Here is a 25,637-nt window from a genome sequence, read left to right on the forward strand (position 1 = left end):
TGGCAAAGAGGCGTTATGAATCAGGTTTTGCTTGAAAAATAACAATCCTAATCCGGCAAGAGCACTATAGTTATTCCGCAAAGAAAAAACAGAAGAGATAAAATATTTTGTGAGGGGTCACTCAAATTATATTTTTCGGAGGTAACGCGTTCACATTAGATTAACAGTTAATATTTATATTTTTATTATTAATAAAATCAACCCGGTTCAATATAAAAAATAAACGGCCATCGTAAGAGCGCCGTTTACTCTTTTCAGAACGCCGGTACGCCGCTGTGAAAGCGTAATTCGTTGTCGGGTTCGCTAATTAACCGCCCTTCTGTTGCCCCAATCACCTGCACCCGCGGCGTGATGTCTCTGGTGGCAATCTGCGCCGCCAGGGTTAAATAGTCCTGATAATGCCGCGCCTCTGAGCGCAGCAGCGACAGATAGAACTTCGCCAGTTCGTCATCAAGATAAGGTGCCAGACTGGCGAAACGTTCGCAGGAGCGCGCCTCGATGTAAGCGCCGCATATCAGCTTATCCACCAGCGTTTCCGGTTCATGGGTGGTGACTTCGCGCAGCAGCGATTTGGCATAGCGGCTGGAAGTGATCTTCTGATAGACCAGCCCGCGCGACTGCATAATTTCCCACACCTGATAGAAGTGATGCAGCTCCTCTTTAATCAGCAGCACCATCTTCTCCACCAGCTCATCCGCCCACGGCAGCGCATTGCGCACGATGATACGTTTTGTCAGGTTCTTATGGGCGTTGATAAAGTCGCTGTCGCCATCTTCGCGGAAGATAAAATCTTCATAGGGTTTCAGCCACGCCAGAATGGCGTCGCCGCTGGGTTTGTCGGCAACATATTTGCGGATCAACCACACCGCGGTCTGCGCGGCTTTCAGTTCGCACACCAGATGGTCGGTTAACAGCAGGGTCAGATTTTCCGGCTTGCGCGCCTCATCAATCCAGGCCTGTGGCGTGCGGCAGTGCAGAAACTGATAGATCGGTTCAAGTAAGGGTGCGTAGTTCATGATGTTAAAACAGGTGGCAGGGGTGACAGGCGGAGAACTCTCCGCCCCGGCTACTTAGTGGCGAATACCATCATCATCTTCATCTTCGATGGCGTCGTCATCTTCATCTTCGGCATCGGGATCTTCGAAATAGGTGCCCCAGCCGTCGTAATCGACGTTGTACTTACCAATCAGGTTCACCAGTTGCTCAACCTGCACATCGATCAGTTCAGGCTTCAGGGCGGATTCGCTGATGATATCGACGCACATCACGGTGGTGCCATCTTCCAGCTCCAGCTCTTCCGGCTCGGTCACTTCATAACCCAGCTTGAACGCATCAACGGCCGCTTTTTCCAGCGAATCAAAATTATTGCATGAGAGATGGTGCTCGATGGTATAGAGCGCATCAGGATCGCTGCCATCCTCCAGCAGCTCTTCGATAATCTGCCGCGTCTCTTCCTGCTGCTCTTCCAGTAATGCTTCATATGCCATGACGATATCCTCTCTGAGTTCGGCAATAATCAATTATTTTCCCATACTGCCCGTCGCGCCACTACACAAAACGAAAAGTTTATTAGCCCCGCACTTGAAAATGCATATTCATACGGTTAGATTGAATTTTAATTCACTTTAATGATTACCGGAGTGTTGTATGAGTCAGCTGTATCAGCGCCATTTCCTCAGGCTTCTGGATTTTACGCCCGCCGAAATTGATCACCTGCTTACCCTTTCCGCTGAATTGAAACGGGCGAAAAAAAGCGCCCAGGAAGTACAGCATCTGAAAGGTAAAAACATCGCGCTCATCTTCGAAAAAGACTCGACCCGTACCCGATGCTCTTTCGAAGTTGCCGCTTACGATCAGGGTGCGAACGTCACCTATCTTGGCCCGAGTGGCAGCCAGATCGGCCATAAAGAGTCGATGCGCGACACCGCGCGGGTGCTGGGCCGGATGTACGATGGCATTCAGTATCGCGGTTACGGACAGGAACTGGTGGAAACACTGGCGGAACATGCCGGTGTGCCGGTGTGGAACGGCCTGACCACCGAGTTTCATCCGACCCAGTTGCTGGCCGACCTGCTGACCATGCAGGAGCATCTGCCGGGCAAAAAACTCAGCGAGATGACGCTGGTTTATGTGGGTGATGCGCGCAACAACATGGGCAACACCATGCTGGAAGCCGCCGCACAGGTGGGGCTGGATCTGCGTCTGGTGGCACCAAAGAGCTGCTGGCCAGAGGAGCAACTGGTGGCGCAGTGCCGTGAAGCCGCGCAGCAGACCGGCGGGAAAATTACCCTCACCGAACATATTGCCGACGGCGTGAAAGGCGCTGACTTTATCTACACCGATGTCTGGGTGTCGATGGGCGAAGCCAAAGCGGTGTGGGCCGAGCGTATCGCGCTGCTGCGTGACTATCAGGTGAACCGGGCGATGCTCGATCTGACCGGCAACCCGCAGGTTAAATTTCTGCACTGTCTGCCCGCCTTCCACGACGATCAGACCACGCTGGGCCAGCAGATGGCGGAACAGTACGATCTGCCCAACGGCATGGAAGTGAGCAACGAGGTGTTTGAGTCGCCACACAGCATTGTGTTCGACCAGGCCGAGAACCGGATGCACACGATTAAAGCGGTAATGGTGGCCACGCTGGGCCAGCGCTGACCGACCAGCATCGCGCGGCTGAGGACGCTGAGTCGCGCCCGCTCATACCGGCCTATTCATCCGCCGGATCTGGCCTGGACGCCGATCGGCCAGGCAGGCGCAAACGTTTTCCTCTTGCTGACCCACCGCGAACGGGTATAATGCGGCCCAATTTGCCGGAGGAAATATGCTACAGCACAGCGGACAACTTGACGCTCAATCACGCCTGACCGCAGGCGGTGCTACTGTTTCTTTCGGTCATCGACCCGATCTTAAAAAAGCCCCTTAAGCAGGGGCTTTTTTTTGTCCGCAATCCGGCCGCGCAGAGGAGAAAGCTATGGCTAACCCGCTATATCGCAAACACATTATTTCAATTAACGACCTCAGTCGTGAAGAGCTGGAACTGGCGTTGCACACCGCCGCAAAGCTGAAAGCCCACCCGCAGCCGGAACTGCTGAAGCACAAGGTTATCGCCAGCTGCTTCTTTGAGGCGTCTACCCGTACCCGCCTGTCGTTTGAAACCGCCATTCATCGCCTCGGCGCGTCAGCGGTGGGCTTTGCTGACGGCAGTAATACGTCGCTGGGCAAAAAAGGCGAAACCCTGGCCGACACCATTTCAGTGATCAGCACCTACGTCGATGCGATCGTGATGCGTCACCCGCAGGAAGGCGCGGCGCGGCTGGCGACCGAGTTCTCCGGCGGCATCCCGATTCTCAACGCCGGTGACGGCGCGAACCAGCATCCGACCCAGACGCTGCTTGATCTCTTCACCATTCAGGAGACGCAGAGCCGTCTTAATCAGCTGAATGTGGCGATGGTCGGCGACCTGAAGTATGGCCGCACCGTCCACTCCCTGACCCAGGCGCTGGCGAAGTTTGACGGCAACCGCTTCTTCTTTATCGCGCCCGATGCGCTGGCGATGCCAGCCTATATCACCGACATGCTGGATGAGAAGAATATCAGCTGGTCACGTCACGACAGCTTTGAAGAGGTGATGCCGCAGCTCGATATCCTCTACATGACGCGGGTGCAGAAAGAGCGGCTCGATCCGTCAGAATATGCCAATGTCAAAGCGCAGTTTATTCTGCGCGCCGCCGATCTCGCTACGGCGCGCGACAATATGAAGGTACTGCACCCGCTGCCGCGCATCGACGAAATCACCACCGATGTCGATAAAACCCCGTATGCCTGGTATTTCCAGCAGGCGGGTAACGGCATCTATGCGCGCCAGGCTCTGCTGGCACTGGTTTTAAACAGCGAACTCGCCCTGTAAGGAGATACCCCCATGACGCAGGACAACAAACTGCAGGTCGAAGCGATCAAACGCGGCACGGTCATCGACCATATTCCGGCGCAGATCGGCTTTAAATTGCTCTCTCTGTTCCGGCTGACCGAAACCGATCAGCGCATTACCATCGGCCTGAATCTGCCCTCGGGCGAGATGGGCCGCAAAGATCTGATCAAGATTGAGAACACCTTTCTCACCGACGATCAGGTCAATCAGCTGGCGGTCTATGCGCCCCATGCCACGGTCAACCGCATCGACGACTATGAAGTGGTCGCGAAGATCGCCCCGACGCTGCCGGACCACGTTGAACGGGTGCTGACCTGCCCGAACAGCAACTGCATCAGCCGCAGCGAGCCGGTCTTCTCCAGCTTTGCCGTGAAGCAGCGCGCCGACGATGTGCATCTGAAGTGCAAATATTGCGAAAAAGAGTTCGCCCGCCATGTGGTGCTGGGTCACTGGTAATCGCCCTGCCCGACCTTATAATGGGCAACACCGGCGGCATCGCCGCCTGACGACGTAATCAAAGGAGCAATGATGTCTCGTGAAATCAGTACTGAAAAAGCCCCTGCCGCTATCGGCCCCTATGTTCAGGGTGTCGATCTGGGCAGCATGATCATCACCTCTGGCCAGATCCCGGTGGATCCGGCGACCGGCCAGGTGGCGGATGACGTTGCCGCACAGGCGCGTCAGTCACTGGAAAATGTGAAGGCGATTGTTGAAGCAGCAGGTCTGAAGGTCGGCGACATCGTGAAGACCACGGTGTTCGTAAAGGATTTAAATGACTTCGCCACGGTCAATGCGGCTTATGAGGCGTTTTTCACCGAGCATGAAGCGCACTTCCCGGCGCGTTCCTGTGTCGAAGTGGCGCGTCTGCCAAAAGATGTGAAGATCGAAATCGAAGCGATTGCCCTTCGTCGCTAATCTCCGTTGTTAACATCTATTGTTAACGAGGGCGCCCGCCTCTCTCCGGCTATCCCGGAGAGAGGCGGTGAATCGCTTAACGCTTAGCCGGACGCCACAGCCACAGCAGCGCTATCGCCAGCGCAAACAGCACGCCAAAACCGACGCCCGTCGCCACCGCAGGTGCACCCGCCTTGATCGCCAGCGTATAGAGCCCCAGCATGATCAGCATGGCGCTGTTCTCACCCAGATTCTGCACCGCAATCGCATTACCTGAACCGACGCTCTCTTTGCCCCGCGCCTGCAGCAGTGCATTCAGCGGCACCACAAAGAAACCGCCCAGCGCGCCAATCAGCATCAGCACCAGATAGGCATTCAGCAGAGAATGCTGCAGCGCGAAGACGACGACCATCACACCAATCAGCACACCGGCTGGCATACAGCGACGCACCGTTTCAAGCGTCACCAGCTTCGCCGCCGCCGCCGCCCCAATCACAATCCCGATCGCCACCATAGCATTCAGGGTCGTTGGTGTGGTGTTGTCACTGATGCCCAGCGCCACCGGCACCCACAGCACCAGCAGAAAACGCAGCGTCACGCCTGCGCCCCAGAACAGGCTGGTGCCGAGCAGCGAAAAGCGCGTCTCCGCATCACGCCATAGCAGCGCGGCAGCACTGAAAAAACTGCGTACCATCATACCCAGCTGCCAGCTCTGACCAGGACGCGCCGCCTGCAGTTTCGGGATAAACAGGTTGGCTACCACGGCAATGCCGTAGGTCACCGCACAGATCCCCAGCGCCGCCAGCAGATGCCAGTCAGCCAGCATCCCGCCCGCCACTGAGCCGAGCAGAATGGCGGCGATGGTCGATCCCTCCATCAGCCCGTTGGCTTTCACCAGCTTCTCACCGTGGGTAATCTCACCGAGGATGCCATATTTAGCCGGGGAGTAGGCCGCTGCGCCCGCGCCCACCAGGGTATATCCGAGGAAGGGATTGAAGCCGAAACAGATCACCAGCGCGCCCAGCAGCTTCAGGCTGTTGGCGAGCATCATCACCCGCCCTTTTGCCATGCTGTCCGCCACCTGACCGACAAAGGGTGCCAGCAGAATGTAGGCCGCGACAAAGAGCATCTGCAGCACCGGCTGGCTCCAGTCGGGATAGAACTGGCTTTTCAGTACGGCCAGCGTGGCAAACAGCAGCGCGTTATCGCCGAAGGCCGAAAAGAACTGGGCGATAATCACGGCGATCATGCCGCGTGACATCAGCGGCGCATTACGATCAAGGCTCATGCCTGCTCCTCTTCCGCCATTTTTTTCAGCGTGACGTAATCGGGTTTACCGCTGCCCAGCTGCGGCAACTGCTTCATCACCCGGATATCACGCGGCAGCGCCAGTTCTGGCGCACCCAGCTCGCGGGCCGCTTTCTGCAGGCTGTCGCGCGCCAGTTCAGCGTCGGTGGTGAACAGCACCAGCGCCTCACCACGCTGACCATCCGGGCGCAGCGAGGCGGCATGTTGTTTGTCCGGCGACGCTTTCAGAGCGATCTGCTCGACGATCTCCAGCGACACCATCTCACCGGCAATCTTCGCAAAGCGTTTGGCACGCCCCTGAATCTGGCAGAAACCGCCGTCATCAAAGCTGACGATATCACCCGTGTCATACCAGCCCGCTTCCTGATTGCCTTCGCCATCGTCGGCGACCGGCACTTCCAGCACGCCTGGATTCTCGACGCGCAGATAGCCCTTCATCACGTTCGGTCCGCGCAGCTGCAGCCGTCCGCCCTGCTCAATGCCCGGCACCGACATCAGCCGCGAATCCATGCCCGGCAGAATGCGTCCGACGGTGTGCGCCTTCGCCGCCATCGGCACGTTGATCGCGACCACTGGCGCGCATTCGGTTACGCCGTAGCCTTCAAGAATGCGAATGCCATACTTCTCCATGTAGAGCTGACGGGTGTTCTCCTGCAGCTTCTCCGCCCCCGCCACCACATAGCGCAGGCGGGCAAAATCATAGGGCGCGGCAAAGCGCGCGTAGTTGCCGAGGAAGGTCGAGGTGCCAAACAGCACGGTGCAGTTGCGGTCATAGACCAGCTCCGGCACGATGCGATAGTGCAGCGGGCTGGGATAGAGGAACACCTGCGCGCCGGTCATCAGCGGCGTAAACAGCCCGACGGTCAGACCAAACGCATGGAACAGCGGCAGCGCCGACATAAAGCGGTCGCGCGGGGTGAAGTCGGCGATGGTACGAATCTGTTCGACGTTCGCCAGCAGGCTTTTATGCGAATGCACCACCCCTTTGGGGTTGCCTTCCGAGCCGGAGGTAAACAGTACCATCGCGGCGTCTTCCGGCTGCTGGGGCAGCTGTGCGCGATGCGGCATCAGCAGATGGGCGACGATCCACAGTTTGTCCTTACTGGTCACGGTATCTTTCAGATCTTCCAGATAGATCCACTGCACATCATCGAGCCCCTGCGGCAGATGCCACAGGTTGCCTTTGTCCAGGAACTGGCGCGACGTGAAGACCGTTTTGATCTGCGCGGCGGTCAGTGCCGCCCGCATGCCGTTTACGCCCGCCGTATAGTTGAGCATCGCCGGAACGCGTCCGCGCAGGGATGCCCCGAAAATCGCCGCCGCCGTGACGGTGGTATTGGGCAGCAGCAGTCCTACCACTTCGCGCGGCTGGCTGTAGCGCTCCAGGATACGGCCCACGCCCAGCGCCTTCTTCAGCAGTCCGTTGTAGCTGTCGGGTTTGAAATTGACATCTTCGATGCAGCGCTTAAACGCGCCATAACGCGTACGCGCCGCCAGAAACGCCTCAAACAGGGTTTCACGCGGACGCACCGCCATGCGCGCTTCCATCATCACATGATGCAGATGCTCACCGGCCAGCACGCGCCGATCGCGCGCCCGTTTCGCCTCCGGCATCGGAATGCGGGTGGCGGGCAGAATCGTCAGGGTGATGCGCGGGAACAGGCGACGTTTAAACACGCCCGCCAGACGGCCAAACGGCGTGTACTCTGCGCCTTCAATGCGCATCGGCACCACATTCGCGCCCGAACGCGCCGCGACAAAACCCGCCCCGCTGTAGATCTTCATCAGCGAGCCGGTGACGGTAATGCGTCCTTCAGGGAAGATCACCACCGGACGGCCACTGTCGATCAGCCTGACCAGCTGTTTGAGCGCCATGGGTTTGGTGGGATCGAGCGGCACATAGTCGATAAAGGGTTTAACCAGCCGCATAAACCAGCTTTCGCTGATGGTCGAATAGACCGCATAGACCGGCTTAATCGGCAAAAATAGCGCCAGCAATATGCCGTCGAGAAACGACATATGGTTCGGCGTGATCAATACCTTCTGCTTATGCAGTTCGGCGACGTCGCCACGCAGTTCGACCCGCCATAACAGGCGAAATATCAGGCGCAATAGTGTGAAAACCATGCCGGCTCCTTAGCATCGTGAAAATAGCCCCTCACGATGCAGGATTTGACGCGGTTCGACAACAGAATTATCGGTAACCTGACGCCGCCTTCAGGGTGCCTGCCAGCCACCGCCGAGTGCCGCAATCAGCGCCACACTGCTGACCCACTGTGTGCTCTGCAGCGTCAGCAAACTCTGCTGCGCGCTCAGGCGGCTGTTTTCGGTGGTCGCCACATCCAGATACGTAATCATGCCCGCCTCATATTGCAAACGCGTCACCCGCGCAGAGGTCTGCGCTGCTTCGGTGGCGCGCTGCTGCGCGGCGATCTCACCCTGCAGCGTGTTCAGCTCCACCAGCTTATCTTCCACCTCCTGCATTGCGGTCAGCACCGTCTGACGATAGGTCGCGACGCTGGCATCCCAGCCCGCTTGTGCCTGATCGACCTGTGCTGCGGTCGCACCAAAATCCAGCAGCGTGCCGCTCAGCTCCGGCCCCAGCGACCAGACGCGGTTCGGCAGCGAGAAGAGCGAATGCAGCACGGAAGAACTGACGCCACCGCTGGCGCTCAGGGTCAGGTCGGGATAGTAACCGGCCACCGCCACGCCCACCGCAGCATTGGCCGCGGCCATGTTACGTTCGGCGTAAGCAATGTCGGGACGGCGCTGCAACAGCTCGCCCGGCAGGGCTGCCGGAATCGCGGGCAGCGTGGCCGTCAGCGGCGCGGCGGTCAGGCTGAATTCAGCGGGTGCTTTGCCGATCAGCAGCGCAATGGCGTGCTCCATCTGCGCGCGCTGCCACTGATAATCCTGCGCCGAGGCGCTGGCGCTCTCCAGCTGCAGCTGCGCCTGGGCCAGGGTCGCACGCGACGCGGTGCCCGCCTGATACTGGCTGGTAATCACTTTCAGATAGCGCTGATAAGCATCAACGCTCTGCTGATAGAGCGCGATTTTCTGATCCATGATGCGCAGCTGGAAATAGTCCTGCGCCAGTTCAGACTGGGCGCTCAGGGTAATATTGGCCAGTTCCGCCGCGCTGGCCGAGGCGCTGGCGCGGTTCTCCTCCAGCGTGCGTCGCAGTTTGCCCCACAGATCAGGCTCCCAGCTGGCACTCAGCTCCGCCTGATGGCTGCTGCTGGTGGTGCGAACGCTGCTGTCAGTCGCGTGGCTGCCGCTGCGCGTCGCGCTGCCGTCATAGCCCAGCGAGGGAAACAGCGCCGCGCGTGACTCACTCGCCAGCGCCTGTGCCTGCCGGTACTGCGCGGCATAATTCGCCACGTTCTGGTTCGAGATGCTCACCTGGTTCAGCAGGCCGCTCAGGGTGGCGTCGTGATAAACCGCCCACCATTCGCCTTTGCTTTGCGCATCAAGCGGCGTCGCCTGCTGCCAGCCTCTGGCCTCTTTATAGTGGACCGGCATCACCATCGCGGGGCGCTGATAGTCGGGACCGACGCTACAGCCGCCCAGCAGCAGCATCACAACAAAGGGGATAAGCGGTTTCATGGATCAGGATTCCGTAGGGCGCAGACGACGCCATTGACGTTGAGTGGCACGGCCCAGACGATCGAGCCAAAGATAAACAACCGGCGTGGTAAACAGCGTGAGCAGCTGGCTGAGCGCCAGTCCGCCCGCAATAGCGATGCCCAGCGGGCTGCGCAGATCGGCATCACCGCCGCTGCCCAGCGCCAGCGGCAACGCGCCGAAAAAGGCGGCCAGCGTGGTCATCATGATGGGCCGGAAGCGCATCAGGCACGCCTGGGTGATCGCCTGCTGTGGCGACATGCCCTGCTGCCGTTCCGCGTCGATGGCGAAATCGATCATCATGATGGCGTTCTTTTTCACGATGCCGATCAGCAGGATGATGCCAATCAGCGCGATCACCGTGAGCTGCGTGCCGGTCAGCAGCAGCAGTAACAGCGCGCCGACGCCCGCTGACGGCAGGGTCGAAAGAATGGTCAGCGGATGGATGTAGCTCTCATAGAGCACGCCGAGCACAAGATAGACCGCCGCCAGCGCCGCCAGAATCAGCCACGGCATGGTCGCGGTCAGCTGAGAAAAGGCGGCGGCGGTGCCGGCAAAACCGGCATGAAGGGTCGACGGCAGGCCCAGCTTCGCCATCGCCTGTTTTATCAGTTCCTGCGCCTGTTCCAGTGACACCCCCTCGTCGAGATTAAACGCCAGGGTGCTGGTAGCGGCCTGGCCCTGATGCGCCACCGACAGCGGCGCGTTGCCGCCGCTGAAGCGGGCAAAGGCGGAGAGCGGCACGCGGTCACCGCTGTCGTTAATCACATAAAGCTGCTGCAGGGTCTCGGGATTGGCGGTGTCGCTATCCTGCAGTGACATCACCACGTGATACTGATTCAGGGTGTGATAGAGCGTGGCGATCTGCCGCTGGCTGAACGCATTGTTCAGCAGCGTATCCAGCATGTTCACGTTGACGCCCAGCCGGGTGGCGCGATCACGATCGATGGTCAGCTCCAACTCCTGGCCGCCGGTCTGCGAATCGGAGTCCACGCTGTTAAGCTCGGGGATCGCCGCCAGCGCCGCCTGCACTTTCGGCGTCCAGGTGCGCAGCAGATCGAGATCGTCCGCCTGCAGGCTGTATTGATACGTGGCGTTGGCGCTGCGTCCGCCAATGTGCAGGTCCTGCGCCGCCATCAGGAACATCTGCGCCCCGGCGATGTGACTGGTTTTGCGCGTCAGCCGGTTGGCCACCTCGGTGGCGGTCGCATCGCGCTGATCAAAATCTTTAAGCCGCACAAAGAAGTTGGCGCTGTTGCGGGAGCCAAACATCCCGCTGCCCATCGACGACATCACACTCTCTACCGCCGGGTCTTGCTGAATGATCTGCGTGAACATCAGCATTTTCGGCTTCATCGCCTGGAACGAGATGTTCTGATCGGCGCGCAGCGCACCCATCAGCAGCCCGGTATCCTGATTGGGGAAGAAGCCCTTCTGCACCACGACGAAGAGAAAAACATTCAGTAGTACGGTCAGCAGCAGGCTGAGCAGCGTCAGTTTCTGATGGCGCATCACCCAGGCCAGCCCGCGCCCGTAGGCGGCCAGCAGGCGATTCAGCTGGTTTTCAATCAACTGATAAAGCGGATGCGGCCGCTGGCTGACGGGCGGCTTTGGTTTCAGCAGGCGGGCGCAGAGCATCGGCGTCAGGCTCAGCGAGACAAACAGTGAGATCAGCAGCGACACGGTGAGCGTCACGGCGAATTCGCGGAACAGCCGCCCGACAATGCTGCCCATCAGCAGGATCGGGATGAACACCGCGATCAGCGACACGGTCATCGACAGCACGGTAAAGCTCACCTCCTGCGCCCCGCGCAGCGCTGCCCGCAGCGGGCTCAGCCCGCGCTCAATGTGACGGGTGATGTTCTCCAGCACCACAATCGCATCATCCACCACGAAGCCGGTGGCGATAATCAGCGCCATCAGCGACAGGTTATCCAGGCTGTATCCCAGCAGATACATCACCGCGCAGGTGCCGATCAGCGACACCGGCAGTGCCAGCGCCGGAATGATCATCGCCTGCAGATTGCGCAGAAAAACAAACACCACCGCAATCACCAGCAGCACCGCGATCAGCAGCGTCTCTTCGGTGTCATACAGCGAGGCGCGCACGCCAGGCGAACGGTCAACCACCACCTTCAGCTGGCTGTCAGCGGGCAGGCTCTTTTCCAGCTGTGGCAACTGCGCTTTTATCGCGTCGATGGTTTCCAGCATGTTGGCACCCGCCTGACGTTTGATACCGATCATCACCGCCGGTGTGGCATTCAGAAACCCCGCCTGATAGCGATCTTCCACCGAGTCATAGACCGTGGCGACGTCGCGCAGTCGCACCGCGTTGCCCTGCTGATAAGTGATGATCAGATCGCGGTAGCTGGCCGCCTTCTCCAGCTGGCCGTTGCTGTCCACCAGCCACGACTGGTCACTGCCCTGTAAGATCCCTTTAGGCAGATTGGTAGTGCTGTTGGCGACGGCGGCACGCACCGTCTCCAGCGAGATGCCGTAATGGGTCAGCTTCAGCGGCTGCAGATCAATCCGCACCGCCGGTAAGGCGCTGCCCATCAGCGACACTTCGCCCACGCCCTGTACCTGTCCCATCGCCTGTTCGATTTTGCTCTCCGCCAGATCGTAGAGCTCGCCTGGCGTGCGGGTGGCAGAGGTCAGCGCCAGCATTACTATTGGCGCGTCTGACGGGTTGGCTTTGCGATAGGTCGGCAGCGAGGCCATTGCGCTGGGCAGCAGGCTGCGCGCTGCGTTGATTGCCGCCTGAACGTCGCGCGCCGCGCCATTGATATCGCGGTCCAGTTCAAACTGCAGGATGATGCTGCTGGAGCCCTGCGAGCTGCTGGAGGTCATCTCACTGATACCGGCAATCTGCCCCAGCGAACGTTCCAGCGGCGTAGCGACCGTCGCCGCCATGGTTTCCGGGCTGGCGCCTGCCAGGCTGGCGCTGACCATGATGGTAGGAAAATCGACCTGCGGCAGCGGTGCTACCGGCAGCAGCCGGTAGCCCAGCGCGCCCAGCAGCAGGATCGCCAGCGTCAGCAGCAGCGTCGCCACCGGACGAAAGATAAACAGCCGGGTCAGATTCATTGCCCGCTCCGCGCCCGCTGCTGACGGCGTTTCACCCAGGCGTTACCGCGCTGCGCCAGCCCATCAAACAGGAGGTAGATGACCGGCGTGGAGAAGAGTGTCAGCACCTGACTGACAATCAGCCCGCCGACAATCACCAGCCCCAGCGGCTGACGCAGCTCTGCCCCGGAGCCGGAGGCCAGCATCAGCGGCAGCGCACCCAGCAGCGCCGCCATCGTCGTCATCAGAATCGGGCGGAAGCGCAGCAGGCAGGCCTGATGAATCGCGTCGCGCGCGCTGAGTTGCTGATGGTGTTCCGCCTCCAGCGCGAAGTCGATCATCATGATGGCGTTCTTTTTCACGATGCCGATCAGCAGTATCACCCCAATCAGCGCAATCAGGCTGAATTCGGTGCCCGCCAGCAGCAGCGTCAGCAACGCGCCCACCGCAGCCGACGGCAGCGTAGAGAGGATGGTCACCGGATGGATAAAGCTTTCGTAGAGGATGCCGAGCACCACATACATGGTGATCAGCGCCGCCAGAATCAGCCACAGCGTGTTGCCGGTGGCGCTCTGAAACGCCGAGGTTTCCCCCTGATAACGCAGCGTGGTGCTCTCCGGCAGATGCAGCTGCTGCCGTACTTCCGCGATCGCCCGTTGTCCATCCTCCAGCGAGTAGCCCGGATTAAGGTTGAAGGAGATCATCACCGCCGGGAACTGATTCAGCCGCATATGCATCAGCGAACCGGTGCGCTGGTGGATAGTGGCGATAGAGGTGAGTTTGACCATGCCGCTGCTGGTGGTGCTGGCGCTGGTGTCAGAGGCTGAAGTGGACGTCGACGAAGACGTAGATGTTGACGAAGACGTTGACGTTGATGAAGTCGTGCTGGTGGATGACGACGCCGAACTGCTGCTGCCGGACGATTGCAGCCAGACATCATCAAACGACGCCGGACCCTGCTGGTATGCCGGAGCCACTTCCAGCACCACCCGATACTGATTCGACTGGGTGAAGATGGTCGAGACCAGCCGCTGACCAAAGGCGTTATAGAGCGCGGTGTCCACGTCCGAGGCAGTAATGCCGAAGCGCGCCGCTTTATCGCGGTTCAGCTCAACGTAAGAGACGCGCCCCTGATCCTGCAGGTTACTCACCACGCCATTAAACTCGGGCCGCTGCTGCAACGCCGCCACCAGTTTCGGCGACTCGCTGACCAGATTTTCACTGTCGGCATCATCGAGGGTGAACTGATACTGACTCGGCGAGACCTGATCGTTGACGGTGAGATCCTGCGCCGGTTGCAGATAGAGCCGGATGCCCGCCACATCGGCAGTCGCCTGTTTCAGCTGGCTGATCACCTCGCTGGCGCTGAGATTGCGGGAGCCAAATGGCTTCAGGTTGATCTGCAATCGTCCGCTGTTAAGGCTGGTGTTGGTGCCGTCGATGCCGATCGTCGATGAGACGCTCTCCACCGTCGGGTTTTTCAGGATCCGCGCCGACAACGCCTGCTGGCGCGTTGCCATGGCGTTAAACGAGACATCCTGCGAGGCGACGGTAATGCCCTGAATCAACCCGGTATCCTGGGTCGGGAAGAAGCCTTTCGGCACCATCATATAGAGCAGCGCCGTCAGCCCGAAGGTGGCCAGCGCCACCAGCAGCGTCAGTTTCTGATGGTTCAGTACCACGTTCAGCAGCCGATCATAACCGCGCACCAGGGCATCAAACAGTTCGCCGCCCTTGCGGGCAAACGTCGACTGCTGTTCTGGCGGAATGTGGCGCAGCAGATACGCACACAGCATCGGTGTCAGGGTCAGCGATACCACCATCGACACCAGAATTGCCACCGCCAGGGTAATCGCAAACTCCCGGAACAGTCGCCCGACTACATCGCCCATAAACAGCAGCGGGATCAGCACCGCAATCAGCGAAAAGGTCAGCGAGATGATGGTGAAGCCAATCTGCCGGGAGCCTTTCAGCGCCGCCTCCATCGGTGACTCGCCCTGCTCCAGCCGCCGGGAGATGTTCTCGACCACCACGATGGCGTCATCAATGACAAAACCGGTGGCGATAGTCAGCGCCATCAGCGACAGATTATTCAGGCTGAAGCCCGCCAGATACATCACCCCAAAGGTGCCGACCAGCGACAGTGGCACCGCCACGCTCGGGATCAGCGTGGCAGCAACGTTGCGCAGAAACAGGAAAGTCACCATCACCACCAGCGCAATCGACAGCATCAGCTCAAACTGGACGTCGCTGATCGAGGCGCGAATGGTCTGGGTGCGATCGGAGAGAATGGTCATCTTCACCCCCTCCGGCAGTGCCGCCTGCAGCGCGGGGAGCTGCGCCTTGATGTTGTCCACCACCTGGATCACGTTCGCGCCCGGCTGACGCTGCACGCTGATTACAATCGCGGGCTGGTTGTTGGCCCACGCCGACTGGAAGCTGTTTTCCGGGCCCTGTTCAATGTGGGCGATATCTTTCAGGCGCAGCGCCGCGCCATTCTCATAGCTGAGGATGAGGTTGCCGTACTCGGTTGCGGTGCGCAGCTGGTCGTTGGCGTCAATGGTCACCGAATGATATTTCCCGTCAAAGCCGCCTTTGGAGCCATTGACGTTGCTGTTGCCAATCAGCGTATTTACCGCCTCCAGCGTCAGATGATGCGCCGCCAGCGCCTGAGGATTCATCTGCACCCGAATCGCCGGCTGGTGGCCGCCCGCCAGCGTCACCATCCCGACGCCGGAGATCTGCGACAGCTTCAGCGCCACCCGGGTGTTGACCAGATCCTGCACCGCGGTCAACGGCAGCGTGCTGGAGCTCGCCGCCAGCGTCACCACCGCGCTGTCCGCCGGATTAACCTTTTTGTAGGTCGGCGGATTGGGCAGGTCGTCGGGCAGCAGGTTATTCGCCGCATTGATCGCCGCCTGCACCTCCTGTTCGGCGACATCCAGCGACAGATCGAGGCTGAACTTCAGGGTAATGATCGAGGAGCCGCTGGCACTGGTGGAGCTCATCTGGCTCAGCCCCGCCATCTGCCCTAACTGGCGCTCCAGCGGTGAGGTGACCGACGACGCCATCACATCCGGGCTGGCACCCGGATAGAGCGTGGTGACCTGCATAATCGGATAGTCGACCTGCGGCAGTGCCGAGGTTGAAAGGAATTTCCAGGCAAAAATGCCGGCGATCAGCACGCCGACCATCAGCAGAATGGTGGCGACCGGACGCAGAATAAACAGGCGCGACGGGTTCATTTCGACACAGCACCCGTAGCGGCGGGCGTCTCATCGGCCAGAGACACTTTGCTGCCGCTGGTCAGACGATCGATCCCTTCCGTCACCAGCCGATCGCCCGGCGAAACGCCGCTGAGGATCGCCTGCTGATCGTCTCCGAAAGCGGGACCGGTGGTGACCGCTTTGCGCGTAACGCTGTGATCCTGATTGATCACAAAGACAAAACTGCCGTCACTGCTCAGCTGCAGCGCCTGGGCCGGGATCACCGTCGCGCCTTTCAGCACCCGGGTCTGCAGCCGCAGATTCACAAACTGATTGGCAAACAGCGACTCATCCTGGTTGGCGAACACCGCTTTCAGCGCCACGGTGCCGGTGGCGGTGTCGATCTGGTTGCTGATGAACTTCACCTCGCCGCTGCCGAGCTGATGCTGGTTGTCCTGATCATACAGCGTGGCGGGCAGGCTCTGCCCCTGATGCAGCACGCTGACCAGCGTCGGGATTTCGCTTTGTGGCACGCTAAAGGTCACGGCGGCGGGCTGCATCTGGGTGATGGTCACCAGACCGGTGCTGCTGGCACTCTGAACCATGTTGCCGGGATCGACCTGACGCAGGCCGACGCGCCCGCTGATCGGGGCGGTGATCCGGGCATATTCAATGCTGAGTCTGGCACTGGCGATCTGCGCCTGATCGGCGGCGACGGCACCGCGATACTGCCCGACGGTGGCAATCTGGCTGTCCAGATCCTGACGCGCCAGTGCATCCTGTGCCGCCAGTTTGCGGTAGCGCGCCAGCGTCAGCTCCGCACTTTTCAGCAGCGCCTGGTTTTCACTGAGTTCGCCCTGATACTGGTTCAGCGTGGCCTGAAAGCTGCGCGGATCGATCTGCGCCAGCAGCTGCCCGGCGCTGACTTTCTGCCCCTCGGTAAAGAAAACCTGCTCCAGCTGGCCGTCAACGCGGCTGGTCACCGTGACGCTGGCGTTGGGGATGACCGTGCCGAGTGCATTCAGCCACACCGGCACATCCGCCGTGCTGGCGACACCGCTGTGAACCAGCGTTGCCCCTCCGCCCATCATGCCATGCGCACCCGGTCTGCCCGACGGCATCCCCTCGCCCGGCCCGTGACCTGCCGCCAGCAGACGCCAGATAACCCCAGCGATAATCGCCATCACCAGCAACAGGAGCAGCCATTTAAGCCCAAAGGAACGCGCGGGGCGAGAAAGGTGAGTCATCGTCGAACTCTTCAGATAAGCAGAAAAAGAAATCCCGGAACGTGCGGAATGCGGCAGTGAGCGGCGGCGGACAAAAAACCGCCAGGCTTCACGGCGGCCATTATCAGTGAAAGGCGACGCGCCTTTCTATTGGCAAACTGTCAGGGTTTCGTTAAGAACGATGTTGATTTAGCGGCGGTTTTTACAGCGGTAACGGCAGGCTCAGGCGAGCAGGCAAAAAAAACCCACGCATCTGCGTGGGTCGGTGTAATAACAGGGTCTCACTGCCGAAGCAGTGTTGTTTTCACACCCATCAATACCTCTGGGACTGCTATCCTCGCACTGATTGACCGCGCGGAGACAGCAGGAAAACGCAACCGAATTCGGGGAAGTGCAACGAGGTGTGAATATCCTTCACGCCTCGCTTACACTCTGATTTATCTAAGATTTATCTGAAGGAGTGGCGGCCGGTTTGGTGTAGATGGCATCCGGTGCAATATTCATGTGTTTCAGTACTGGTCCCATGATATTGCCGAACACCGGTGCAGCAACCGAGCCACCGAAGTGATCGCCCGCCGTCGGATGGTTGATCATCACCACCAGCGCCACTTCAGGATGGCTGGCAGGAGCGAGACCGGCAGTGTAGTTGACGTAGCCGCCATCATACTTGCCGCTGGTGCCCATTTTTTCCGCCGTACCGGTTTTGGTTGCCAGACGGTAGCCCGGCACCGCGGCTTTCAGCCCGGTTCCGCCCGGCAGGACGTCACTCTCCAGCATGTGCACCACCTCTTTCACCGTTTCCGGGTTGGCAACCTGGCGTCCCATGACCGGTGGCGTAACGCGGGTGATCGACAGCGGACGGTAAATGCCATAGGAGCCGAGCGTGGCGTATTCGCGGGCAATCTGCAGCGGCGTCACACGCAGGCCATAGCCAAAGGAGAAGGTGGCCCGCTCGATATCTGCCCAGCGGGTGCGGTGCAACGGAAAGTAGCCGACGCTTTCGCCGGTCAGCCCTAAGCCGGTCGGTTTGCCAAGGCCGAACGCATGATAGGTGTTGACCAGCGCTTCGGCGGGCATCGCCAGCGCGAGGTGTGACACGCCGATGTCGCTCGATTTTTGCAGAATGCCGGTCATGGTCAGGCGCGGCCAGTGGCCGACGTCGCGGATCAGGTGGCCGTTAACGCTGTAAGGCGTGGTGTCGATCACCGAATCCGGGCGCACCAGGTGGCGCTCCAGCGCTTCCATCACCACTAACGGCTTGACGGTCGATCCCGGTTCGTAGCTGTCATTGATGGCAGAGTTACGCATCTGCGCGGGCGTTGCCCCTTCATAGTTGTTGGGGTTGAACGACGGATAGGAGGCCATCGCCAGAATCTCGCCGGTGTCGATTTTCACCAGCACGGCCGCACCCGAGTCCGCCTTGTTGATCAGTACGCCGTCGCGCAGTTTGCTGTAGAGCGTGTACTGGTCATATTTGTCGATGCTGAGCTGTACCGTCGGCGGCTGGGTCGGCGGCTGATAGTTGATCATCGCGATGATATTGCCCGCGGCATCCTGCCGATAGACCTCTTTGCCCGGCTCGCCCTGCAATACTTTATCAAAGCCCTTTTCCAGTCCGTTCAGGCCGACGTTATCCGCCCCGACGATGCCGATCAGCGGCGCAGAGGCCTCGCTCATCGGGTAGAAACGGCTGTCGTCATAGACTTCGCTGATGCCTTTCAGCTTCAGCTCTTTAATATCTTTGGCGATGCCCAGCTCGACTTTACGCCCCAGATAGAGGAAGCGACGTTTCGGGTTGGCGGTGATCTGCGCCGCCAGCTCTTCGGGACGGGTGTTGAGCGCCGCCGCCAGATAGGCCCATTTGGCACTGGTAAAATCGGGGTTGCTCTCCAGCACGCGCTGCGGATCGGCAATCACGTCGCGCGACGGGACGCTGAGCGCCAGCGCTTCACCGTTACGATCCAGCAGCGTGCCGCGACTGGTCGGCAGCGTCACGGTACGCAGCGATCGCTGATCCGCTTCGTGCTCCAGCATCGGCTGATTCAGGAACTGCAGGTCCGCGACGCGCGCCAGCAGCACCACCAGACAGGTCGTGACACCCAGGCAGATCAGTCGGAAACGAAAAGGGTTAAACGGCGCTTTTATCTGGTCTTTTCCCAGTAGTTTTTTAATCCGGGGCATGGCATTCCGCTGCGCAAAATAAAGAGAAAGGGGCTGGTGCCAGCAGTTATAAAGAAAGCGCTGGCCGTATAACAGGAAAACTGTGTATCAGTTCGTTATCGGCAGCCGATTTCTGGCAAAAAAAAACCTGCGCATCTGCGCAGGTTGGTGTAATCAAGAAAATCTATTGATGTTCACCCATCAATACCTCTGGGACCCTGAATGTAGCAAGAGGGATCGATCGGCTGCCATCTCTCAAACGCAACAGTTACCGGCAAAATGTAACCAGCCATGAGATCCTTACGCTATTGTGCAATCCTGATGTTTTTTGATTTCCACCAGGCAGCTCATGGCGTTTGGCCCCTGCGTCAGCGACGAGGTGCCGATGTCGAGCGTCAGCACGTTGGGGTTACCCGCGCGATCGTGCGGCTGCCACGCCTTGCCAAAGCCGGGATCAAACCAGGCGCCGGTGGCGATAATCACCACGCCCTGCGTCACGCCATCGGTGATCCGCACGCCCGCCAGCATCACGCCGCGTGCGTTGCTCACCTCTATCTCGTCGCCCTCCACCAGCCCGCGCGCGGCCGCATCCTGCGGATGCATGTAGAGCGTTTCATGTCCGGCGGTTTTATTGCCCTGCACCGTTTCTGTAGCATCCAGCTGACTGTGTAACCGGTCGGAAGGCTGAATCGAGATCATGTGCAGCGGATAGTCGCGGCTGACCGGCGAACCGAGCCACTCCTGCGGTTCACGCCATTCCGGATGGCCGGCGAAATCGTCCAGTTGATAGTCCGCAATGGTCTGGCTGAAGAGTTCGATTTTGCCGCTGGCGGTTTTAATCGGATTGGCCTGCGGATCGGCACGGAAATCATCCATAAACTGATAGGGTTTGCCCCCTTCGGGGATCTCCACAAAGCCGCGCTGCCAGAACTCCTCAAACGCCGGGAAATCGATGCCTTTACGCTGATGCGCCGTCGCACACTGCTGATAAAGATGGGCGATCCACTGCATCTCGTTGCGCCCTTCGGTGAAGGTATCGCGGTAGCCGAGGCGCTCCGCCAGGTCAGCAAAAATATCGAAGTCGTTGCGCGCCTGATGCTGCGGTTTAATCGCCTGATGCATCGCCAGCACAAAGCGGTCGCGTGAGGAGCCGCCGATGTCATTGCGCTCCAGCGTGGTAGTCGCGGGCAGCACAATGTCCGCCATCTGCGCGGCGGGTGTCCAGACGATATCCTGCACCACGACCGTATCGGGCCGCTGCCAGCCCTCCACCAGCCGGTTGAGCTGCTGGTGATGATGGAAAGGATTGCCGCCCGCCCAGTGCACCATGTGAATGTCGGGATAGTGCAGGGTTTCGCCCTGAAAGCGGTAAGGCTGGCCGGGATTGAGCAGCATATCGCTGATCCGCGCCACCGGAATCGACAGCCCGGAAGGATTCGGGCCGGTGCTCATCATCGGAGCCGGACCTTCCTGGCGCGGGTTGCCGACGCTGTTCATCGAACCGTGACCAAAAGAGAAACCTGCGCCTGGCAGGCCTGGCTGGCCGAGCATCGACGACAGCGCAATCATCATCCAGTAAGGCTGCTCGCCGCGATGGGCGCGCTGAACGGAATAGGAGCAGGTAATAAAGCTGCGCTTGCCGGTGAGCTGCTGCGCCAGCTGCACAATGCGATCGGCCGGGATGCCGGTGATACGGCTGGCCCAGCCGGCGGTTTTCGCCACGCCGTCGGTTTCGCCCAGCAGATAGGCGCGCAGCTGCGGCCAGCCGGTGCAGTGGCTGGCGAGAAACGCTTCGTCAACTGCGCCGCGCTGGGTGATCTCATGACCCAGCGCCAGCATCAGCGCCACGTCGGTGTTGGGGCGAATCGGAATCCACTCGGCGTTAACAAATTCCGGGCAGTCATCCCGCATCGGGCTGATGTTGATCACCGGCGTGCCTTTGGCCGCCAGCTGCATCAGCGCCGGTTTCAGGCTGTGCTGCCCTGCGCCCCCCGAGGCGACCTGGGCGTTTTTCAGCGCCAGCCCACCAAAGGCGACAAAAATTTCGGCATGTTCCACCACCTGCGGCCATTCGGTGACGCGCCCGGTCAGCGGCATGTAGGTGCCAATCACATAGGGCAGGAAGAACTGCGCGGCGCCCCAGCTGTAGTTACCCTGCTGATCAACACCGCCGCCGCCCTGAAAGTAGAAGCGACGAATCAGGGTGCGGGCATGGTTAACACGTCCGGCCGATGACCAGCCGTAGGAGCCGTTGAAAATGCCCGATGCGCCATAGCGCTCGCGAATGCGGCGATTCTCCTCCGCCACCAGATCCAGTGCGGTTTCCCAGTCGACGGCAACAAAATCCTCCCGGCCACGTAGCGTACGGTCGCTTTTTTCGCGTGACTTCAGCCACGAGCGCCGCACCATCGGCTGACGAATGCGTTTGTCGGAATAGACCAGTTCAGGAATGGTGTGGATCATCGGTGACGGATCGGCATCGGCGAAGAAAGGTTCGCAGCCAATCAGGCGATCGTTTTCAGTGACGGCGGTAAAGGCGCCCCAGTGCGCCAGATGTGGCACTTTGGTTTTCATCGTTGTTTTTCACGGTAGCCAGGTGGGAGATTGAGCATAGCATGGTGCGACGCCTCAGCAGAAGACGTGCAGCAGTGACCGTTTTTACCCCTTTTTGCGACGACGCTGGCATTCTGTCGGGTTGATGTGTCCGCCCTTTTCCGTAACACTGATGCGATGTGTAAACGTTTTCCCCAAAGCAGGTCAACGCATGGCTACCATAAAGGATGTTGCGCGACTGGCTGGCGTTTCTGTCGCCACAGTCTCCCGTGTAATCAATAATTCTCCCAAAGCCAGCGACAGCTCCCGACAGGCCGTAGGTCAGGCGATGGAGCAGCTTCAGTATCACCCGAACGCCAACGCACGCGCGCTGGCGCAGCAATCGACCGAAACGCTCGGCCTGATTGTCGGTGACGTCTCCGATCCCTTTTTTGGCGCAATGGTTAAAGCCGTGGATGAGGTTGCAGGTGACACCGGTAACTTTTTGCTGATTGGTAACGGTTACCATAATGAGCAAAAAGAGCGGCAGGCGATTGAACAACTGATGCGTCACCGCTGCGCGGCGCTGGTGGTTCACGCCAAGAAAATCCCCGATGCAGAGCTGGAAGTGCTGATGAAGCAGGTGCCTGGCATGGTGCTGCTGAACCGGCTGATAAAAGGCTTTGAAAAGCGCTGTATCGCGCTCGACGATCGCTACGGCGCCTGGCTGGCAACCCGTCATCTGATCCAGCTTGGCCACCAAAATATCGCCTTTATCTGCTCGACCCACACCATCTCCGATGCAGAAGATCGCCTGCAGGGTTACTACGATGCGCTGAAAGAACATGGCCTGCCGTGCAGCGATCGGCTGGTCACCTGGGGCGAACCAGATGAAGTGGGCGGTGAGCAGGCGATGACGGAACTGCTGGGTCGCGGCAAGAATTTCACCGCCGTCGCCTGCTACAACGACTCAATGGCCGCCGGCGCGCTGGCGGTGCTGAGCGATAACGGCGTTCGGGTGCCGGAAGAGATGTCGCTGATCGGCTTCGATGATGTGCTGGTTTCGCGCTATGTGCGACCGCGCCTCACCACCATCCGCTATCCGATTGTCACCATGGCGCAGCAGGCGGCCCAGCTGGCGCTGGCGCTGGCTAACAATCAGCCGCTGCCGGAAGTGACCCACATGTTCAGCCCGACCCTGGTGCGCCGCCACTCGGTCAGCGGCCCGGCCTGAGGACGCTATGGCCGGTTTATCCGGCCGCAGCGTTTACTGAAAGGCGCGCAGCAGCGTCTCCAGCGGCCTGACCAGCGCAATCACTGTTTCATCCTGTACCTCTGCGGCGGCATCCAGTGTCGCACGCATCTCCGCCACTTCACTGGCACCAAACGCCTGATTGCGAACGTAAGCATTAACCAGCGCGAGGCCCATGGCGCTCAGCGCCTCGATCTGCTGCACGCTCTGTGCCAGCGGCTTCAGTGTTGTACTGGCGTTAATGATCGGCAGCACCGCGCTGGTGTTAGCCTGCCAGCGCTGCAGCGGCGCGCGAACCGCTGAGGCGGCAGCCGGATTATTACGATTGGCGATTAACACGGCGACCTGCTGCTCCAGCAGACGTACCGCCTCACTCTCAGCGGGCAGTACATCTGCCAGCCGGTTCAGGGGTTCATGGTAGTCGTAATGGCCCGCCTGAAACTTGAGATGCTGGCGCGTGTAGTATTGCGCCGGTTCCAGCACCTCAGCCAGTACCCGCAGTGGGGCGATGTCATGCCCACTGGCCAGCCGCATCATCTGCTGCTCCGTCTGCGCGTGTTGCAGCGTTCCGACCGACACGCTGCTCCAGCGATCCATCGCCGCCAGCCGCGAATACATCGAGTCGGTATTGGTGACATCCTGCGCCGACCATAACCGCTCGGCCACCACGAAGGCGCGCGGCCACAGTTTGGTATCAATAATCTGGCTGTTGATGTTTTCCGCCCACAGCGCCGCCTCGCCACCCAGCAGATTTTGCTGCACCTGCTCAGGTGTGGGCAGCGCGGGCGCGATGCCCGCAGGCGTCTGCGCCAGCCGTTGACCGCTGGTGGGATAACGCACGTTGCCTACCTCTGCATAACCTTTAAGAGCGTTCTGTTGCAGCGTGACCACCGGCTGGAACGGCCCCATCCAGCTATCCACGCTAAACCGCACCTGCCGCGTCGAGAGCCAGTTAATCTGACTGACCATCCGGCGGGCTTTGCCATCGAAGTCGATAAAACCGCGCCAGCCTGACTCTCCCTGTATCAGCGTAAAGCTGCCCTTCACCGGGCTGCCTTTCAGCCGCGGCATGGTGAATGACCAGCTCTGCGCCTGGTCGCCTGGCCGCAGACGATCCTGGCCGTTGAGGCCCTGTGGCGTGACCTCATTGCGGTAGTGATAGCTGGCAGGCTGAGGCTGATCGAGGTAGAAACCGGTGGAGAGGATGCCGCGGTAGTTCTCTTTTGCCAGCGCGCTCAGCGCATCCTGGCCCTGCCACGACTGGATCAGAATGCTGCGCGGCAGATCGGGATGGGCAATCTCATCCCAGCCCACCATCTGACGGTGATGGGCTTCCAGGATCTTCTCTACCCGCTGATTGAAATATGCCTGAAGCGCATGGGCATCTTTCAGATCGTGATCGCGCATAAACTGCTGGATAGCAGGCGAGTCGTTCCACTGTGTCGGATCCACCTCATCGCCGCCAATGTGCAGCCAGGGATCGGGGAAGATCGCCGCCATCTCACCCACCAGCGTGTCGATCACCTGATAAACCTGTTCGTTGCTGGGATCGAGCAGCGGTTTAAAGACGCCCCAGCCGCGCTCCATCTGCCAGGGGCCGGGTGCGCTAATCAGCTCTGGCATCGCCACCGCCAGCGCGGAAGCATGTCCCGGCATATCCAGCTCCGGCACCACACGCACCCCGCGATCGGTGGCATATTTCACGATCTCCCGCATCTGCTGCTGGCTGTAATAGTTGCCATCGCTGGCTTTCTGCTGCAGCTGGGGATAGTGGCTGGAGGCGAAGCGCCAGCCCTGATCGTCAGTAAGATGCCAGTGAAAGACGTTCATTCGCGCGGCGGCGATGCCGTCGATCTGACGTTTAAGCGTCTCCACCGGCATAAAGTGACGCGCCGTGTCGATCAGCACGCCGCGCCACGGAAAGCGCGGATGATCGTGGATGGTGACGTAAGGAATGGTTGTCCCCTGTGCGCCGTTTTGTATCAGCTGCAGCAGGGTTTCCATGCCGCGCATCGCGCCGAAACGGCTGGGCGCGGTTAACAGGACGCCGTCGCCATCGACCTGCAACTGATAGCTCTCATCGCTATCAGGCAGCGGCAGCGGATCCACCGCCTTCGCAATGACGATGCGGATAGTCGGTGCTGCTACCGGCTGGGTGGCGGGCAACAGCGGCCAGCCGGTCTGATTACTGATTCGCTCCAGCCAGCGCGCTTCGGCACCCGCCAGATGATCGCCGGAGATTTGCAGCGTCAGCTGCGGCGTCAGGATAAGCGTGCCGCCGCTGGCGGGCTGTTCCACCTGTTGCGGCCAGGGCATCAGCGGCAGCGAACTGGCCAGAGCGATCGGGCAAAGGGCTGAGAGCAGGAGCAGAGAACGGGGTAACCACATTGGCGGGCATCCTTGTAACGTCAACGTTTTGACAGGGCAGAACGTTGATTAAA

General features: G+C 59.9%; 16 protein-coding genes. 5 read left to right on the forward strand and 11 right to left on the reverse strand.

Features of this window, described 5'->3' with window-relative positions:
* Nucleotides 1-254: 254 nt before the first annotated feature.
* Both miaE and rraB read right to left on the reverse strand, forming a co-directional pair.
* Entirely contained in the window at nucleotides 255-1,016 is a 762-nt protein-coding gene (gene miaE, locus ACVKSX_RS19900) for a tRNA isopentenyl-2-thiomethyl-A-37 hydroxylase MiaE (RefSeq protein WP_010671789.1), read from the reverse strand.
* A gap of 54 nt (nucleotides 1,017-1,070) precedes the next feature.
* Nucleotides 1,071-1,487 (reverse strand): ribonuclease E inhibitor RraB, encoded by a 417-nt coding sequence (gene rraB / locus ACVKSX_RS19905; protein ID WP_010251675.1) that lies wholly within the window; start codon nucleotides 1,485-1,487, stop codon nucleotides 1,071-1,073.
* 160 nt (nucleotides 1,488-1,647) lie between these two features.
* Between rraB and argF the strand changes: the two genes are divergently transcribed.
* From argF to ridA, 4 genes are all read left to right on the forward strand, one after another.
* Nucleotides 1,648-2,655 carry an ornithine carbamoyltransferase gene (gene argF / locus ACVKSX_RS19910; RefSeq protein WP_061901816.1) on the forward strand — a complete coding sequence of 336 codons (1,008 nt, stop codon included), beginning with the start codon at nucleotides 1,648-1,650 and terminating at the stop codon, nucleotides 2,653-2,655.
* A 316-nt stretch (nucleotides 2,656-2,971) separates the two neighbouring features.
* Entirely contained in the window at nucleotides 2,972-3,907 is a 936-nt protein-coding gene (pyrB, locus tag ACVKSX_RS19915; RefSeq protein ID WP_010251681.1) for an aspartate carbamoyltransferase, read from the forward strand.
* Between the two features lie 12 nt (nucleotides 3,908-3,919).
* Complete coding sequence (gene pyrI, locus ACVKSX_RS19920) at nucleotides 3,920-4,384, forward strand: aspartate carbamoyltransferase regulatory subunit (RefSeq protein ID WP_010251684.1); 465 nt, start codon at nucleotides 3,920-3,922, stop codon at nucleotides 4,382-4,384.
* A gap of 72 nt (nucleotides 4,385-4,456) precedes the next feature.
* On the forward strand, nucleotides 4,457-4,843 hold the full coding sequence (gene ridA, locus ACVKSX_RS19925; protein ID WP_010251687.1) for a 2-iminobutanoate/2-iminopropanoate deaminase: 387 nt from the start codon (nucleotides 4,457-4,459) through the stop codon (nucleotides 4,841-4,843).
* A 76-nt stretch (nucleotides 4,844-4,919) separates the two neighbouring features.
* On the opposite strand, the gene lplT is transcribed toward ridA, so the two are convergent.
* The 8 genes from lplT to ACVKSX_RS19965 all read right to left on the reverse strand — a co-directional run bounded on the left by lplT (nucleotide 4,920) and on the right by ACVKSX_RS19965 (nucleotide 21,986).
* The gene (lplT, locus tag ACVKSX_RS19930; RefSeq protein ID WP_010671791.1) at nucleotides 4,920-6,110 is read right to left on the reverse strand and encodes a lysophospholipid transporter LplT; all 1,191 of its coding nucleotides are present in this window, start codon (nucleotides 6,108-6,110) and stop codon (nucleotides 4,920-4,922) included.
* Entirely contained in the window at nucleotides 6,107-8,257 is a 2,151-nt protein-coding gene (gene aas, locus ACVKSX_RS19935; RefSeq protein WP_010671792.1) for a bifunctional acyl-ACP--phospholipid O-acyltransferase/long-chain-fatty-acid--ACP ligase, read from the reverse strand. The genes lplT and aas overlap by 4 nt, the downstream gene beginning before the upstream one ends.
* A 90-nt stretch (nucleotides 8,258-8,347) precedes the next feature.
* Complete coding sequence (locus ACVKSX_RS19940; RefSeq protein ID WP_045140832.1) at nucleotides 8,348-9,736, reverse strand: efflux transporter outer membrane subunit; 1,389 nt, start codon at nucleotides 9,734-9,736, stop codon at nucleotides 8,348-8,350.
* A gap of 3 nt (nucleotides 9,737-9,739) precedes the next feature.
* Nucleotides 9,740-12,841 carry a multidrug efflux RND transporter permease subunit gene (locus ACVKSX_RS19945; protein ID WP_045140833.1) on the reverse strand — a complete coding sequence of 1,034 codons (3,102 nt, stop codon included), beginning with the start codon at nucleotides 12,839-12,841 and terminating at the stop codon, nucleotides 9,740-9,742.
* Nucleotides 12,838-16,065: an efflux RND transporter permease subunit gene (locus tag ACVKSX_RS19950; RefSeq protein ID WP_284672460.1), complete on the reverse strand. Its 3,228-nt coding sequence runs from the start codon at nucleotides 16,063-16,065 to the stop codon at nucleotides 12,838-12,840. The genes ACVKSX_RS19945 and ACVKSX_RS19950 overlap by 4 nt, the downstream gene beginning before the upstream one ends.
* Nucleotides 16,062-17,273 carry an efflux RND transporter periplasmic adaptor subunit gene (locus tag ACVKSX_RS19955; protein WP_313925589.1) on the reverse strand — a complete coding sequence of 404 codons (1,212 nt, stop codon included), beginning with the start codon at nucleotides 17,271-17,273 and terminating at the stop codon, nucleotides 16,062-16,064. The genes ACVKSX_RS19950 and ACVKSX_RS19955 overlap by 4 nt, the downstream gene beginning before the upstream one ends.
* A 420-nt stretch (nucleotides 17,274-17,693) precedes the next feature.
* The gene (locus ACVKSX_RS19960; RefSeq protein ID WP_010251720.1) at nucleotides 17,694-19,433 is read right to left on the reverse strand and encodes a penicillin-binding transpeptidase domain-containing protein; all 1,740 of its coding nucleotides are present in this window, start codon (nucleotides 19,431-19,433) and stop codon (nucleotides 17,694-17,696) included.
* A 279-nt stretch (nucleotides 19,434-19,712) separates the two neighbouring features.
* A complete protein-coding gene (locus ACVKSX_RS19965) occupies nucleotides 19,713-21,986 on the reverse strand; it encodes a molybdopterin guanine dinucleotide-containing S/N-oxide reductase (RefSeq protein WP_033780471.1) in 2,274 nt (757 codons plus the stop codon).
* 190 nt (nucleotides 21,987-22,176) lie between these two features.
* Between ACVKSX_RS19965 and galR the strand changes: the two genes are divergently transcribed.
* A complete protein-coding gene (gene galR, locus ACVKSX_RS19970) occupies nucleotides 22,177-23,178 on the forward strand; it encodes an HTH-type transcriptional regulator GalR (protein ID WP_010251726.1) in 1,002 nt (333 codons plus the stop codon).
* Nucleotides 23,179-23,211: 33 nt separating this feature from the next.
* On the opposite strand, the gene ACVKSX_RS19975 is transcribed toward galR, so the two are convergent.
* Nucleotides 23,212-25,584: a beta-N-acetylhexosaminidase gene (locus ACVKSX_RS19975; RefSeq protein WP_354438959.1), complete on the reverse strand. Its 2,373-nt coding sequence runs from the start codon at nucleotides 25,582-25,584 to the stop codon at nucleotides 23,212-23,214.
* Nucleotides 25,585-25,637 lie beyond the last annotated feature (53 nt).

It is taken from the genome of Pantoea sp. PvP021 (assembly GCF_054056055.1).

Excerpts from the sequence above, each read along its gene's own strand:
- pyrI (WP_010251684.1), top strand. The coding sequence starts at position 3,920 with ATGACGCAGGACAACAAACTGCAGGTCGAAGCGATCAAACGCGGCACG.
- ACVKSX_RS19955 (WP_313925589.1), bottom strand. The coding sequence starts at position 17,273 with ATGACTCACCTTTCTCGCCCCGCGCGTTCCTTTGGGCTTAAATGGCTG.
- rraB (WP_010251675.1), bottom strand. The coding sequence starts at position 1,487 with ATGGCATATGAAGCATTACTGGAAGAGCAGCAGGAAGAGACGCGGCAG.
- miaE (WP_010671789.1), bottom strand. The coding sequence starts at position 1,016 with ATGAACTACGCACCCTTACTTGAACCGATCTATCAGTTTCTGCACTGC.
- ridA (WP_010251687.1), top strand. The coding sequence starts at position 4,457 with ATGTCTCGTGAAATCAGTACTGAAAAAGCCCCTGCCGCTATCGGCCCC.
- lplT (WP_010671791.1), bottom strand. The coding sequence starts at position 6,110 with ATGAGCCTTGATCGTAATGCGCCGCTGATGTCACGCGGCATGATCGCC.
- pyrB (WP_010251681.1), top strand. The coding sequence starts at position 2,972 with ATGGCTAACCCGCTATATCGCAAACACATTATTTCAATTAACGACCTC.
- ACVKSX_RS19950 (WP_284672460.1), bottom strand. The coding sequence starts at position 16,065 with ATGAACCCGTCGCGCCTGTTTATTCTGCGTCCGGTCGCCACCATTCTG.
- ACVKSX_RS19945 (WP_045140833.1), bottom strand. The coding sequence starts at position 12,841 with ATGAATCTGACCCGGCTGTTTATCTTTCGTCCGGTGGCGACGCTGCTG.
- galR (WP_010251726.1), top strand. The coding sequence starts at position 22,177 with ATGGCTACCATAAAGGATGTTGCGCGACTGGCTGGCGTTTCTGTCGCC.
- argF (WP_061901816.1), top strand. The coding sequence starts at position 1,648 with ATGAGTCAGCTGTATCAGCGCCATTTCCTCAGGCTTCTGGATTTTACG.
- aas (WP_010671792.1), bottom strand. The coding sequence starts at position 8,257 with ATGGTTTTCACACTATTGCGCCTGATATTTCGCCTGTTATGGCGGGTC.
- ACVKSX_RS19940 (WP_045140832.1), bottom strand. The coding sequence starts at position 9,736 with ATGAAACCGCTTATCCCCTTTGTTGTGATGCTGCTGCTGGGCGGCTGT.
- ACVKSX_RS19965 (WP_033780471.1), bottom strand. The coding sequence starts at position 21,986 with ATGAAAACCAAAGTGCCACATCTGGCGCACTGGGGCGCCTTTACCGCC.
- ACVKSX_RS19975 (WP_354438959.1), bottom strand. The coding sequence starts at position 25,584 with ATGTGGTTACCCCGTTCTCTGCTCCTGCTCTCAGCCCTTTGCCCGATC.
- ACVKSX_RS19960 (WP_010251720.1), bottom strand. The coding sequence starts at position 19,433 with ATGCCCCGGATTAAAAAACTACTGGGAAAAGACCAGATAAAAGCGCCG.